Source organism: Enterococcus sp. DIV1307a (assembly GCF_050537425.1).
Classification (GTDB): Bacteria; Bacillota; Bacilli; order Lactobacillales; family Enterococcaceae; genus Enterococcus; species Enterococcus faecalis.
In genome coordinates this window covers 242,602-255,752 of sequence record NZ_CP172914.1, presented here as the reverse complement: position 1 = coordinate 255,752, position 13,151 = coordinate 242,602, and the positions used below count along the sequence as shown (strand labels likewise).

The window sequence follows — 13,151 nt, the reverse complement described above, 5'->3', positions numbered from 1 at the left end:
CTCTTTCTCTATTAACCAATCATCACTGATTCTTTTGGATATTGAACTTTCGACTGACTTTCCAAGCCTTTCTTAATTAATGACAATAACACCGTGTACACACCCACACGACCGACGAACATTAGAAAAATAATCACCAGTTTACCAAAAACAGTTAAATCTGGTGTTAACCCCATTGTTAAACCGACCGTTCCAAATGCAGAAATCACTTCAAAAACAATATACTCAATCCCGTTTTTTAAAGGTAATGTTTCTGTAAACGAGAGAATAACCGAAGCAGTTACACATAAAAAAGTTGCCAAGAAGAACAAAGTAAATGCTTGGAGCACTACTCGCTCAGGAATTGTGCGTTCATGGAATTCCACTCGCTGTTTCCCTTTAAAAATTGCACGAAATTGTAAAAATAACACACCAAACGTAGTGGTTTTCAAGCCGCCAGCGGTTGATCCTGAAGTGCCACCAATAAACATCCACAAAATCGTGACAATCAGGCCTGGATTACTCATTTTCAAATAATCAACCGAATAAAAGCCAGCCGTTCTTGGTGTAACCGACAAGAACCAACTGTTGACAAGACGCTGCCAAAAAGACATGTCAGCTGGAAAATGGCGATATTCTGAAATGTAAAAAATAACGGTCCCTAAGACTAAAAAGGTGGCGGTCACCGTTAAAGCAAGGCGTGTATGAATACTAACACGGTGCTTAATTTTATTTTTATAGCCTTTAATCATTGCAAAAATATCGCGCCACACAATAAATCCTAAACCACCAGCTATAATTAAAAAGCTAATGACTAGTAAAAGATAAGGCGAATTTTGATAAGGAACCATACTATCCCCTAGCAAATCAAAGCCAGCATTACAAAATGCCGAAACGGCATGGAAGAGACTAAAAAACAACCCTTTTTTCCACCCAAATGTTGGCACAAATTGAAAGGACAACAAGAAGGCTCCAAGTAATTGAATAATGGCCGCAAACTTCATAATATATTTCATTAAACGAAAAACTCCGGAAACTTCACTAACATTTAAAGCTTCTTGATACAACATCCGTACACTTAGTGACGCTTTTTTCCGCAGCAAACTAAAGAAAATCGTGGCAACGGTTAAAAAGCCTAAGCCGCCTAATTCAATCAAAATCATAATAATAACTTGCCCGATAGGACTCCAATGTTCCGCCGTATTCAAAGGCGAAAGCCCTGTAACACAGACGGCGGAAGTTGCCACGAAAAAAGCATCAATCCATTGCGTTTTTTGTCCAGCTTGTGCAGAAAAAGGCATCATTAATAAGATTGTGCCTACAACAATTAATAGAAAAAAGCCTAAGACAATTGTTTGAACAGGTGAAATATACAACCTTCTTTTGATCTGATGTTTCATTTTTTTCTCCTCTACCATTTCTTTGTCAATCAAAAACAACACAAACGGCTAGACAACTGTTGCTTTGTTCCTCTCGCCCTATGAGAAACTCAAAACCTTGAAAGCAACTTGCCCAACCGAATAATTATTTTTTAATTTTTGTTTTCACGTTGATAAATCGAATAAACCAACTCATTTTTTTGATAAACCTGTTTTAAACGAACTGGGATTGATTGAGCCATTGTCTCGTATAGAGCAATGCCCTCACCCAGAAACAGTGGTATTGTCGTCAAAATGAAGGTATCAATTAAATCAGCTGCCAAAAGCGGTTGAACCACTTTTGGGCCTCCAACAATCCAAATTCCCGCGCCGTCTTCTTCTTTGATACGACGAATTAATGTGACGGGATCTTCCTTTGTAAAAGTTCTTGAAGCAGTTGATGGTTCTGGATGAGAGGTAATGATATAAGAATGCTTGTCTTCATAAAAATACACATCTGGGGACAATTCTTGTGTCACTTGATCATAAGTAGTCCGCCCCATTACCACAGTGTCTATTTTTTCATACATTTCATCGTAACTACGATCTTCTTCATCGCCACGAATATTCTCTTCTAACCAAGCAACACCGCCCGCTTTGTCCGCAATGAAACCATCAATACTCGCTGCAATAAATAAAATTACTTCCCGTGCCACATCAACGCCTCCTTTTCTCTTCTTATCTATTTTAGCTTGTTTTCTCAAAAAACTCTAGGGGTGCGCATTGTTATTTTTAAAAGAAAAAAGAGAAAAACTAGGATAATTGGGTTACTTTTTGTAAAATAGGAAATAAGAAACTTTTTATTGAGTTATTTTACATTTTTTTCAAGAAAAATAAGAATTGGTTTATTTGATTTACAAAAAAAAATAACATATTCAGTTTTTATATAAAGGAGGATTACTTTGTTTGATTTAGAGAAGGTTCAGACCTTGAATGAATTAGAAATGCTCGTTTACCATTATGTATTGGAACACCTGCACCAAATCCCTCAACAGACCATTCGCCAACTGGCTACTTCCTGTCATGTCTCCACCTCAACGATTCTACGATTTTGTAACAAAATGGGCTATGCTGGTTTTTCCGAATTAAAATATGCAGTGAAAGAAGAAGCCAAACAAACACAAACGTTTGAAAATTTTTATGATGCCACGGTTCACGTCGATGCTTTTTTGAAAAAATTAAACCAAGAAACCTATTACGAAATGCTTCGTCCAGCAATTCAAATGATTGTTCAAGCACGTCACGTTGCCTTTACTGGCATTGGTACTAGCGGAATTTTAGGTAGTTATGGCAGTCGTTATTTTGCCAACTTAAATATCAATTCTTACAGTATTGCTGATCCCTTTACGCCTATCCCCAAGCGCGGATTTGAAAATACATTAGCCTTGATTCTGTCTGTATCTGGGGAAACCAATGAAATGATTAAACAAATGACCGATTTTAAAACAGCTGGTGCCAAAGTGCTAAGCATTACCAACAATCAACATTCAACTATTGCCCGCTTGGCTGACTACAACATCTCCTATTATATGCCCGACGAACGTTCTCCATTTGCAGATAAATCAGTTAATACAACCACTCAAATCCCTGTCATTGCTTTAATTGAACTCCTAGCTCATCAAGCAAGTCAACTTTTAAAGGAACTAGATGAAACACCTTCCTAGTTGTTTTTCACAAAAGCTCATGCTGTCTAAAACAGCATGAGCTTTTTTGTTTTTTTTCTTGGTACATGTTTCTCATTCAGGCAAAAGTCTATTTTTTCTTCAAATAACCTTATATAGTAAATATGTAAACGGATACATTTGCATTTATATTATTCTTCAAAGGAGAGATTTTTATGAACGAATGGATTAACGAGAAATTATTACCTCCAGTACTAAAATTCGTCAATACCAAAGCAATTACTGCCTTACGGAACGGGATGCTTTACACGATGCCTTTTACCATTGTTGGTTCCGTGTTTCTTCTATTAGCGAATTTCCCAGTTACAGCTATTTCTGAATGGGTTAACGCAAGTGGCCTGGCTGTTTATTTCAATCAAGCATATGGGGCATCTTTTGCGATTATGTCGTTATTTGCGGTCATCGGTATTGCCTACTCATATGTAAAAAGCGAGGGATTTGAAGGCCTCCCAGCGGGCATGATTGCCATGGTGGTTTTCATTTTGTTTATGTCATCTGAAGTCAAAGATGCGGTTTCTGGCGCAGTAGTTGGCAATGTCATCAACAAAGATTGGACAGCTGGCAAAGGGATGATTACAGCTATTATTGTTGGTTTGTTAGTCGGCGTTGTATATAGTTGGTTTTTACGTCATGATATTCGTATCAAATTACCAGAAGCTGTACCAGAAAATGTGGCCAATTCCTTTACTGCGTTAATTCCTGCCAGCGTCATTGTAACTGGTGCAATGCTAATTTTCATTCTTCTAGATAAAGTCTTCAATACGACATTCTTTGACTTTATTTACGAAGTGCTACAATCACCACTTCAAGGAGTCACAGATTCACTAGGTGGCGCATTACTATTAGGTTTTGTCATTCCCCTCTTTTGGTTTTTCGGTGTTCACGGGTCAACAATCGTTGGCGGCATCATGGGTCCTATTTTACAAGCAAACTCTTTAGAAAACACCGAAATTTTGAAATCAGGAAAAGACTTAACACTGGCTAATGGTGGCCATATTGTTACACAACAATTTTTAGATCAATTTTTAACGGTCACTGGTGCGGGCATGACAATCGGGTTAGTCGTGTTCATGGTTTTCTTTGCCAAATCAGCTCAGTTTAAGCAATTAGGTCGGCTTTCAATTGGGCCAGCTGTTTTCAATATTAACGAGCCAATTGTCTTTGCTACACCTATCGTGATGAACCCAATCATGGCTGTGCCATTCATTATCACACCGATTGTTTCTTCTGTTGTGACATATTTTGCCTTGTACACAGGACTGGTTCCTCTCTTTACTGCGGTACAAGTTCCCTGGACTACTCCTCCAATCATTTCTGGACTTTTAGTTGGTGGTTGGCAAGCAGCGTTGCTTCAAGTAGTAGTACTGACGATGAGTTTCTTTATCTATTTACCGTTTGCTAAAAAAATGGATGCACTTAACTACGCAGAAGAAACCAATCAACCGATTACTGAAGAAACCCTTGAAAAAGTCGAAGCACAAAACGTATAAAAATTTGAACAAAGGACTGAAACGATATGTCAATTTTGAAAAATGATTTTCTTTGGGGCGGCGCTGTCGCTGCTCATCAATTAGAAGGAGGCTGGGACCAAGGCGGTAAAGGGGTGAGCGTGGCGGATGTAATGACTGCCGGTGCACATGGCGTCCCTCGTAAAATTACCGCAGGCGTTTTACCAGATGAACACTATCCTAACCATGAAGCGATTGATTTTTACCATCGCTATCAAGAAGATATTCAACTATTCAAAGAACTTGGTTTAAATTGTTTCCGAACCTCTATTGCTTGGACACGAATTTTTCCTAACGGAGATGAAGAAACGCCCAATGAAGAAGGCCTTCGTTTTTATGATGCACTTTTTGACGAGTGTTTGAAAAATGGTATTGAGCCAGTTGTGACACTGTCTCACTTTGAAATGCCTTATCATTTAGTCACAAAATATGGCGGCTTTCGCAATCGCCAGGTCATTGATTTTTTTGTCAAATTTGCTGAAGTCTGTTTCACTCGTTACCAGAAAAAAGTCAAATATTGGATGACCTTTAACGAAATTAACAACCAAGCCAATTATGAAGAAGATTTTGCACCTTTTACTAACTCTGGTATTGCTTACCAGGAAGGAGAAGACCGCGAAGCAATTATGTATCAGGCTGCTCATTATGAACTAGTCGCTAGCGCACGTGCAGTGAAAATTGGCCACGCTATCAATCCCGACTTCCAAATTGGCTGTATGATTGCGATGGTGCCTATTTATCCTTATTCTTGTAATCCTGAGGATATGATGATGAGTGTTAGCGCAATGCAAAAACGTTATTGGTTTACCGATGTTCATGTCCGCGGTCATTATCCAAGTGCAATTCAATGCTATTTGAAACGAAAAAACATTTCATTAGATGTCACAGAAGAAGATTTAACTGATTTGGCTAATGGCTGTGTTGATTATATTGGCTTTAGCTATTACATGTCGTTTGCTGTGAAAGGTGCAGAAAAGGTCCCTACTTTTGACTACAATGAAGCAAAAGACTTGGTGCGAAATCCTTATGTAGCAACATCTGATTGGGGCTGGCAAATCGATCCTATGGGCTTGCGCTATGCAATGAATTGGTTCAATGATCGGTATGAATTACCACTCTTTATTGTTGAAAATGGCTTTGGTGCTATTGATGAGCTAGAACCAGACGGAACGATTAACGACACTTACCGAATCGCTTATTTACGTGAACATATTGAGATGATGAAAGAAGCCGTTGCGTATGACGGCATTGATTTGATGGGCTACACACCTTGGGGATTCATCGATTTAGTGAGTGCTAGTACAGGCGAAATGAAGAAACGGTATGGCTTCATTTATGTAGATAAGGACAACGATGGTCACGGAACGTTGGAACGGCGAAAGAAAAAATCGTTTGCTTGGTATCAACAAGTGATTGCTACGAATGGTGAAGAATTATAAACAAAAGGCCTTCGTCTAAAGACGAGGGCCTTTTGTTTATGCTTGTAATCCCTTTTCTAAATCAGCCAACAAATCTTCGACTGCTTCAATTCCTACAGATAAACGAATGAGTCCATCTTTAATTCCCACAGCTTCACGATTTTCTTTGGGAATAGATGCGTGAGTCATAATGGCAGGTACTTCAATTAAACTTTCTACGCCACCTAAACTTTCCGCTAAAGTAAAAATTTCCAACGCTTCTACGAAAGGAACGACTTGCTCATCCTTGGCTAATTCAAAAGAAATCATACCACTAAACCCCGACATCTGTTTTTGTGCAATTTCGTGACCAGGATGACTCGCTAGTCCTGGATAATACACCGTTGCTACCGCTGGATGCGCTTCTAAAAATTCTGCGATTTTTTGAGCATTTTGGGCATGCGCTGCCATCCGGACGCCTAATGTTTTTAAACTACGTTGGACCAGCCAACTATCATGTGGTCCTAAAACAGCACCAATCGCATTTTGTAAAAAGGCAATCTTTTCTGCGCTTTCTGGATGATTCGTTACGACTAAACCAGAGACTACATCACTATGGCCCCCTAAATATTTTGTCCCGCTGTGAACCACAATATCAGCACCTAACGCTAACGGCCGTTGAAAATAAGGCGTCGCAAATGTATTATCGACAATAGTTAACAACTGATGTTTTTTAGCAAGCTTAGCTGCCGCTTCAATATCTGTAATTTTTAACAGTGGATTACTTGGTGTTTCCAAAAACAAGGCTTTTGTATTTGGCTGAATTGCGGCTTCAATTGTTGATAAGTCGCTGGCGTTTACAATCGTGTAGCTTAACCCATTTGCTACAAATACTTTATCCAATAAACGGAAACTGCCCCCATAGACATCATCACCTAATAAAATATGATCTTCGGGTCCAAACATAGAAATGATTGCATGGATACCAGCTAAGCCTGAGCTAAACGCAAAGCCATGGCTCCCACCTTCTAACTCAGCGATTAAGGTTTCTAACGCGTGACGTGTGGGATTACCTGAACGAGAATATTCATATTCTTTTGGCTGGCCCACGCCATTTTGTTCAAAGGTTGACGTTTGATAAATAGGAACACTCACTGCACCTGTTGTTGTGTCTTTGCTAATGCCGCCATGAATTAATTTGGTATTGAATTTCATAAAAGTTTTCCTCCTAAGAATAAATATTTTTTGATAAATAACGGTCACTACCGTCAGGAAAAATAGTTACAATTGTGCTGCCTGCTGGTAAGCGGCGCGCCTCTCTTAATGCCGCCGCAAACGCTGCGCCGCTGGAGCTTCCCACCAGCAAAGCGCTTTTCTTGGCTAATTGTTTGACCCAGAAAAAACCATCCTCGTCTGAAATGGTATAAAAGCCGTCCACAGGAATCTGTTTAAGAAAAGGCGGCACGAACTCCACGCCAATGCCTTCGATTTCATGTCCGTGTGCAGGTCCGCCATTTAAAATCGAACCTTCTGGCTCCACACCCCATAATTGCGTCTTACTATTTTGTTCTTTGAGATATCTGCCAACACCTGCAAACGTTCCACCACTGCCTAAACCTGCGACAAAGCTAGTAATCTTCCCGCCTAGGTCTTGAACAATTTCAGGTCCTAATCCTTCGTAGTAAGCAGCAGGATTATCCGGATTTTCAAATTGTAATGGCACGTAACTATTAGGAATTTCCTTGGCTAAGTCTTGAGCACTAGTTATCGCTCCGACAATCCCTTGCTCTGTTGGCGAAGGGACAATTTTAGCACCTAACGCTTGCATCAGCTGTTGTTTTTCCTGACTAAATTTTTCTGGCACAACAAAGATTGTCTTGAGGCCCAGTTGACTGGCAGCTAATGCAAGTCCAATCCCTGTATTCCCCGCTGTCGGTTCAATAATTGTTGTGGCTTGATTTATCTTTCCCGTTTTCATTGCTTCTTTGAGAAGATGCACACCAAGCCGATCTTTGACGCTGCCACCTGGATTCAAATATTCTAGTTTCGCATAAATTTTAGTGCCTTCTGGCATAGGATATTGTTCACTTGTAAATTCAAATAATGGTGTTGCTCCGATTGTGTCTAAAATTGACTGAACAATCATAGCGAATTCCTCCTTCTAATACATGTACATAAAACAAAAAGGTGCTGATCGCATCAGCACCTTTTTTGTTTATTTCTGGTTGTCTAGATTCAGAGAGGAATCGTGTTAGGCAATTTTTCAGAAATAACGGAGGTTTTCCCCATCACAAAAGAGTATGCTGCACTATTTTGCACCATACAACAACAGCTTTCCGTTTCTAAAAAAGAGCTAGCTTGTTTTTTCGTCATGGTTGATTTCCTCCTTCGTCATGTGTTGACCAAACTATACCATTTCCCATTTTCTAGTGTCAACGATTCTAACGATTGCTATTTCCTATCACACCAATGGTTTTCTTATAGGTAAAAGAATTAATAGACCAAAAAAAAACAGAAGGCTAGCCTTCTGTTTTTTTTGGTACTTATTTAGCACGTTTTAAATACGTACCTTCCGCAGTATTGATTTCTAATAATTCGTCTGCTTCAACAAAATCTGGAACGTTAACAACTAATCCTGTTTCCATTGTAGCAGGTTTACCAGAACCAGTTACTGTTGCGCCTTTGATTGAAGGTTGCGTTTCAGCAACACGTAAGATTACCGTTGTTGGTAAAGTTAAACCAATGACTTCTTCACCATAAAATTGAATTTTTACTTCCATATTTTCTAATAAATATTTTAATTCTTCTTCAATTAAAGCAGTTGGTACTTCATATTGTTCATATGTTTCTAAATCCATGAAAATAGCCATATCATCTTGGCTGTATAAATATTGAACCGGTTTTGTATCGATGTGCGCTTTTTTCACTTTTTCATCTGGGCGCATTGTTGTATCTGTTGTTGAACCCGTACGAACATCTTTTAATTTCATACGCATAACCGTGTTACCTTTACCTGGTTTGTGGTGGCTAGCTTCCATTACTTTAATTAATTTGCCGTCTTGCTCAAAAGTCATACCGGCTTTTAAATCGCTTGCTGCAATCATTGTAATTTCTCCTTTTCTCTGGTTAATTCTTCATTATTGTAGCAAATAACCTAGGATTAATCTAGGAAATCACGTATCTTTTTTAGAAGTTTATCACTCCCCAGACATTGAATTGGGAAATAAAACGAGTTTAACTTGCCTTTTTTCTTGAATTGCGTTAGAATTACCAAGCTTTCATCAATTATTTTCACTTTTTACATAGAAAAAATCAATCATTAAAGGGGGTGATGATATGATACGTCAAACGCTATCTTTATCAAAAACACATGAGGTTGTCTGTCACTAAACATACGTTGGTGAGACAAATTGCCTTTCAGCGTATGTACTCGGTCTATTTGAAAGGAATTTAAAATCATGAACCCAACTATTCAACCTTACCAATTTAACATAATTAAAGAACAAGTCGCTGTGTTACTAAATACCTATACGTCTGTTAACGATGCTACGACTGTCAAAACTGTCCAGGCCCTATGTGTCGAAAAAATCAATGGGTTATTTCCAGAAGAACACCCTGCTGTTACGATTTTGTTGGACAAAGTGATGGATCGTCGTTTAACACGCGCACGTGCTGAAAAATATTTAGATGAATTAAAAGAAACCGTGTTGCCCTTTAAAGAACCTTCAACACCACAAGTCACGAAAGTCTTTCGCAAAGTGAAAAAGTTAAAGATTCCTGAGTGGGAAAACATGGATTTACGGAACAATACCTATGTCGGTTGGAACGACGCTGGGACTCAGAAAAAATTTATCTTAGCTTATCGAGAAAATAAATTAATCGGCGTCCACGGCACCCTTTCACCCACCATTGTTAAAGGTGTTTGCTCCATCTGTCAAACAATCACGAATGTGTCTATGTTCCTAGCTACCACCAAATCAGGCGGTGACGGAACCTACACGAAAAAAGGCAATTACATTTGCCATGATAGCGACACCTGTAACCAACAATTAACACAACCTGAATATTTGGAAGCCTTTATGGAAAATGTTAAGGCTGTGAAATAACAAAAAACCGTCAAGAAAATTTCTTGACGGTTTTTTTGTTACATCTCTTTCAATTTCCCACGAAATTCTTCAATACTTTCATAACCTTTTGCTGCCATGATTTCTTGTAATTCTTTGGCTAGACGCGCAAAAACTTGTGGACCTTCTTGATGCAATTGTGTGCCGACTTGTACTAATGTCGCACCACATAAAAGATGCTCAAAAACATCCTTTCCGCATGTAATACCGCCCGTTCCAATAATTTTGATTTCTGGTTTCAAACGTTGCGCAAACGCACGAACATTGGCTAACGCTGTTGGTTTGACATATTCGCCGCCCAGCCCACCGAAACCTCCTTTTGGTTTAATGACCACTTCTTCCTTGTCACTGTCAATATATAAACCATTACCGATGCTATTAATACTATTCACGTATACTAAAGGGAATTTATTTAAAATTTCAGCCATTGCGTCAAAATGCGCAATATCAAAAAATGGGGGTAATTTTACACCTAATGGTTTAGTAAAAAATTGGAAAACTTCTGTTAAAAGCTTTTCTGTTAATTCAAAATCATAAGCAATTTGCGGTTTACCAGGCAAATTGGGACAAGACAAATTAAATTCTGTCACTCCTGTGTATTCACTTTCTTGCACTTTTTTTAAAATAGCGATATTTTCCTCATAATTCATACCAGATACAGATAAAAAGCGTAACTCCTCAGGAAATTCCTTTTGACGTGCAATCTGATAATCTAAATAATAATCAATCCCTAAATTAGGCAAGCCCATTGAGTTAATACTTCCTAATGGTGTATCAAAATACCGTGGTTCCTCATTGCCCTGACGAGGATTAGGTGTTGCCGTCTTAGCGACAAAAGCACCTGCTTGAGAAGCCGCTAACTCATCCATTTCCTTAATTGTCATACAATGAATGCCTGATGCGTTCATTAACACATTCGCCAATTTATGTCCCGAAAACTCTACTGAAATATCCAAAAGAAAAACCCTCCTGTAAATTGTTTTACTCATAAGCTTACCACCTTCACGTAAGCTTTTTATGATTATAGCATGTTTTTTTGCGTTAGTGTTATTTATATAAATTTAAAAAGGAATAAGCCATTGTGACTTATTCCTTTTCTTAGGGAAACTAACGTATCCAAAATTGATTGATTCTTATCGTCCCACAATAAACGTCAATTCACATTCGCAGACCTTTTTATCTTCCACGTAAGCAGTCGCTTTGCCGATGCCGACAAAGTCACGTAATTTGACGATTTCAAAATGTAATTTCAAGACATCACCAGGGACCACTTTTTGACGGAATTTGGCTTTGTTAATACCGCCAATATAGGCCGTTTCACCTTCAAATTGATCCATTTTTAAGATTAAAATCGAACCTACTTGTGCCAATGCTTCAATAATCAAAACACCTGGCATTGTTGGATTTCCAGGGAAATGTCCTTGGAAAAATTCTTCGTTAATTGTCACATTTTTTGTTGCAATAATCTTTTCATTTGGAATAATTTCATCCACATAATCAATATAACAAATCGGATAACGATTAGGAATCATTTCCATAATTTCTGTTGCAGTCATTACTTTTTTCATACTAGTTTTCCTCCCATTTCTTCAAGCAAATTACACCATTATGGCCACCAAAGCCAAACGAATTACTAATTGTATAGTCCGCTGTAATGTCACGTGCACCTTCTGTGACATAATCTAAATCACAATCTGGATCAGCAACTTGGTAGCCTACTGTCGGATGAGCTTTTCCTTCTTGCAATGTTTGCACACAAGCGATCGCTTCGATACCGCCAGCCGCGCCCAATAAATGTCCAGTCATACTCTTTGTACTTGAAATTGGAATTTGCGATGCTCGCTCACCAAAGACACGTTTGATGGCCGTTGTTTCCGCAGCGTCATTCGCTGGGGTTGACGTACCATGAGCATTGATATACCCAATTTGTTCCGGTGTAATCCCTGCTTCTGCAATCGCCATTTCCATCGCAGCCGCCGCGCCACTACCGTCTTTTAAAGGAGCGGTCATGTGGCTAGCATCACAGTTGCTGCCATAGCCAACAATTTCGCCGTAGATAGTTGCGCCACGTTTCTGTGCATGCTCGAGTTCTTCTAAAACCAGCATTCCTGCGCCTTCACCCATCACAAAACCTTTTCGTTCTTTATCAAAAGGAATCGAAGCCCGAGTCGCATCTTCTGTTGTATTTAAAGCATTCAATGCTGCAAAGCCTGCAATCCCAATTTCACATACTGTGGCTTCTGTCCCCCCAGTTACCATCATGTCCGCTAAACCATATTTAATCGTGCGAAAAGCTTCACCAATCGCATTCGTCGCAGAAGCACAAGCAGTCACGATAGTTTGAGAAGGTCCTTTTGCACCTAAACGAATCGAAATATTTCCCGCTGCCATATTAGCAATTACCATGGGCACGAAAAATGGTGTTACGCGTTTTGCGCCTTTTTTATCCATTACCCGTACTTGGTCTTGTAAGGTAGTCATCCCGCCAATCCCACTACCGACAATCACACCTAAACGAGTCGGGTCAATCGTTGCTTCTGTTAAACCACTCATTTCCCACGCTTCTAAAGCAGCGACCAAGCCATATTGAGAAAATAAGTCCATTCTTTTTTGCTCTTTGCGTTCTAAAACAGCACTTGGGTCAAACTCTTTCACTTCGCCAGCCAAAGCTACCCCAGTATCTTCAGAATCAAATTTAGTAATTTTGCCAATTCCTAGTTTGCCATCCACTAGATTATGCCAAAATTCTTTTACGGTATTGCCTAATGGTGTTACGGCACCCATGCCGGTTATGACCACTCTTTTCATACTGTACCTCCGAGTTTATTTTGATTATCAAACTATTATTTCGTGCGGTTTCCAGCACTTTTTCTTAAAAAATAAGAAAAATAGTTTGACTTTCAAAGTATTTTGGTTAATAATTCAGACATCAGGAAAAATGTCTGTTTTTTTCAAGATTAGAAAATTGAGAAGATTTTGTTATCATTCTCACACAGATAATACCAGTTGAAATTTTATTCGTCAACTCAATAAATGTAACTTT

General features: G+C 38.9%; 13 protein-coding genes. 4 read left to right on the top strand and 9 right to left on the bottom strand.

Annotated features, from left to right (window positions below):
- Nucleotides 1-11 precede the first annotated feature (11 nt).
- Both IGL90_RS01360 and IGL90_RS01355 read right to left on the bottom strand, forming a co-directional pair.
- On the bottom strand, nt 12-1,379 hold the full coding sequence (locus IGL90_RS01360; RefSeq protein WP_002379039.1) for a TrkH family potassium uptake protein: 1,368 nt from the start codon (nt 1,377-1,379) through the stop codon (nt 12-14).
- 131 nt (nt 1,380-1,510) lie between these two features.
- Nucleotides 1,511-2,101, bottom strand: coding sequence for a dihydrofolate reductase family protein (locus IGL90_RS01355; RefSeq protein ID WP_025190668.1), 591 nt, complete (start codon nt 2,099-2,101; stop codon nt 1,511-1,513).
- A 198-nt stretch (nt 2,102-2,299) separates the two neighbouring features.
- Between IGL90_RS01355 and genR the strand changes: the two genes are divergently transcribed.
- The 3 genes from genR (at nt 2,300) to genA (ending at nt 6,026) form a co-directional block, all read left to right on the top strand.
- Complete coding sequence (genR, locus tag IGL90_RS01350) at nt 2,300-3,061, top strand: transcriptional regulator GenR (protein ID WP_002362941.1); 762 nt, start codon at nt 2,300-2,302, stop codon at nt 3,059-3,061.
- A 173-nt stretch (nt 3,062-3,234) separates the two neighbouring features.
- The gene (gene genB, locus IGL90_RS01345) at nt 3,235-4,569 is read left to right on the top strand and encodes a PTS sugar transporter subunit IIC (protein ID WP_002355207.1); all 1,335 of its coding nucleotides are present in this window, start codon (nt 3,235-3,237) and stop codon (nt 4,567-4,569) included.
- 26 nt (nt 4,570-4,595) lie between these two features.
- Complete coding sequence (gene genA, locus IGL90_RS01340) at nt 4,596-6,026, top strand: 6-phospho-beta-glucosidase GenA (protein WP_048737150.1); 1,431 nt, start codon at nt 4,596-4,598, stop codon at nt 6,024-6,026.
- Between the two features lie 36 nt (nt 6,027-6,062).
- Here the strand turns inward: genA and IGL90_RS01335 are convergent, their stop codons facing one another.
- The 4 genes from IGL90_RS01335 to efp form a co-directional block, all read right to left on the bottom strand.
- Nucleotides 6,063-7,199: a cystathionine gamma-synthase gene (locus tag IGL90_RS01335; protein ID WP_002358342.1), complete on the bottom strand. Its 1,137-nt coding sequence runs from the start codon at nt 7,197-7,199 to the stop codon at nt 6,063-6,065.
- A gap of 13 nt (nt 7,200-7,212) precedes the next feature.
- A complete protein-coding gene (locus tag IGL90_RS01330; protein ID WP_002361143.1) occupies nt 7,213-8,130 on the bottom strand; it encodes a PLP-dependent cysteine synthase family protein in 918 nt (305 codons plus the stop codon).
- An 89-nt stretch (nt 8,131-8,219) separates the two neighbouring features.
- The gene (locus tag IGL90_RS01325; RefSeq protein ID WP_010824974.1) at nt 8,220-8,357 is read right to left on the bottom strand and encodes a hypothetical protein; all 138 of its coding nucleotides are present in this window, start codon (nt 8,355-8,357) and stop codon (nt 8,220-8,222) included.
- Between the two features lie 170 nt (nt 8,358-8,527).
- Nucleotides 8,528-9,088, bottom strand: coding sequence for an elongation factor P (efp, locus tag IGL90_RS01320; RefSeq protein ID WP_002355202.1), 561 nt, complete (start codon nt 9,086-9,088; stop codon nt 8,528-8,530).
- Nucleotides 9,089-9,442: 354 nt separating this feature from the next.
- Here efp and IGL90_RS01315 point away from each other — a divergent pair, with 354 nt between their 5' ends.
- Nucleotides 9,443-10,090 (top strand): FusB/FusC family EF-G-binding protein, encoded by a 648-nt coding sequence (locus IGL90_RS01315; RefSeq protein ID WP_002361142.1) that lies wholly within the window; start codon nt 9,443-9,445, stop codon nt 10,088-10,090.
- A 38-nt stretch (nt 10,091-10,128) separates the two neighbouring features.
- Here the strand turns inward: IGL90_RS01315 and IGL90_RS01310 are convergent, their stop codons facing one another.
- The 3 genes from IGL90_RS01310 to fabF all read right to left on the bottom strand — a co-directional run bounded on the left by IGL90_RS01310 (nt 10,129) and on the right by fabF (nt 12,916).
- Entirely contained in the window at nt 10,129-11,097 is a 969-nt protein-coding gene (locus tag IGL90_RS01310) for a dihydroorotate oxidase (protein WP_002404623.1), read from the bottom strand.
- 144 nt (nt 11,098-11,241) lie between these two features.
- Nucleotides 11,242-11,676 (bottom strand): 3-hydroxyacyl-ACP dehydratase FabZ, encoded by a 435-nt coding sequence (gene fabZ / locus IGL90_RS01305; protein WP_002355197.1) that lies wholly within the window; start codon nt 11,674-11,676, stop codon nt 11,242-11,244.
- Nucleotide 11,677: 1 nt separating this feature from the next.
- Nucleotides 11,678-12,916 carry a beta-ketoacyl-ACP synthase II gene (gene fabF, locus IGL90_RS01300; protein ID WP_002358339.1) on the bottom strand — a complete coding sequence of 413 codons (1,239 nt, stop codon included), beginning with the start codon at nt 12,914-12,916 and terminating at the stop codon, nt 11,678-11,680.
- Between the last annotated feature and the right edge of the window lie 235 nt (nt 12,917-13,151).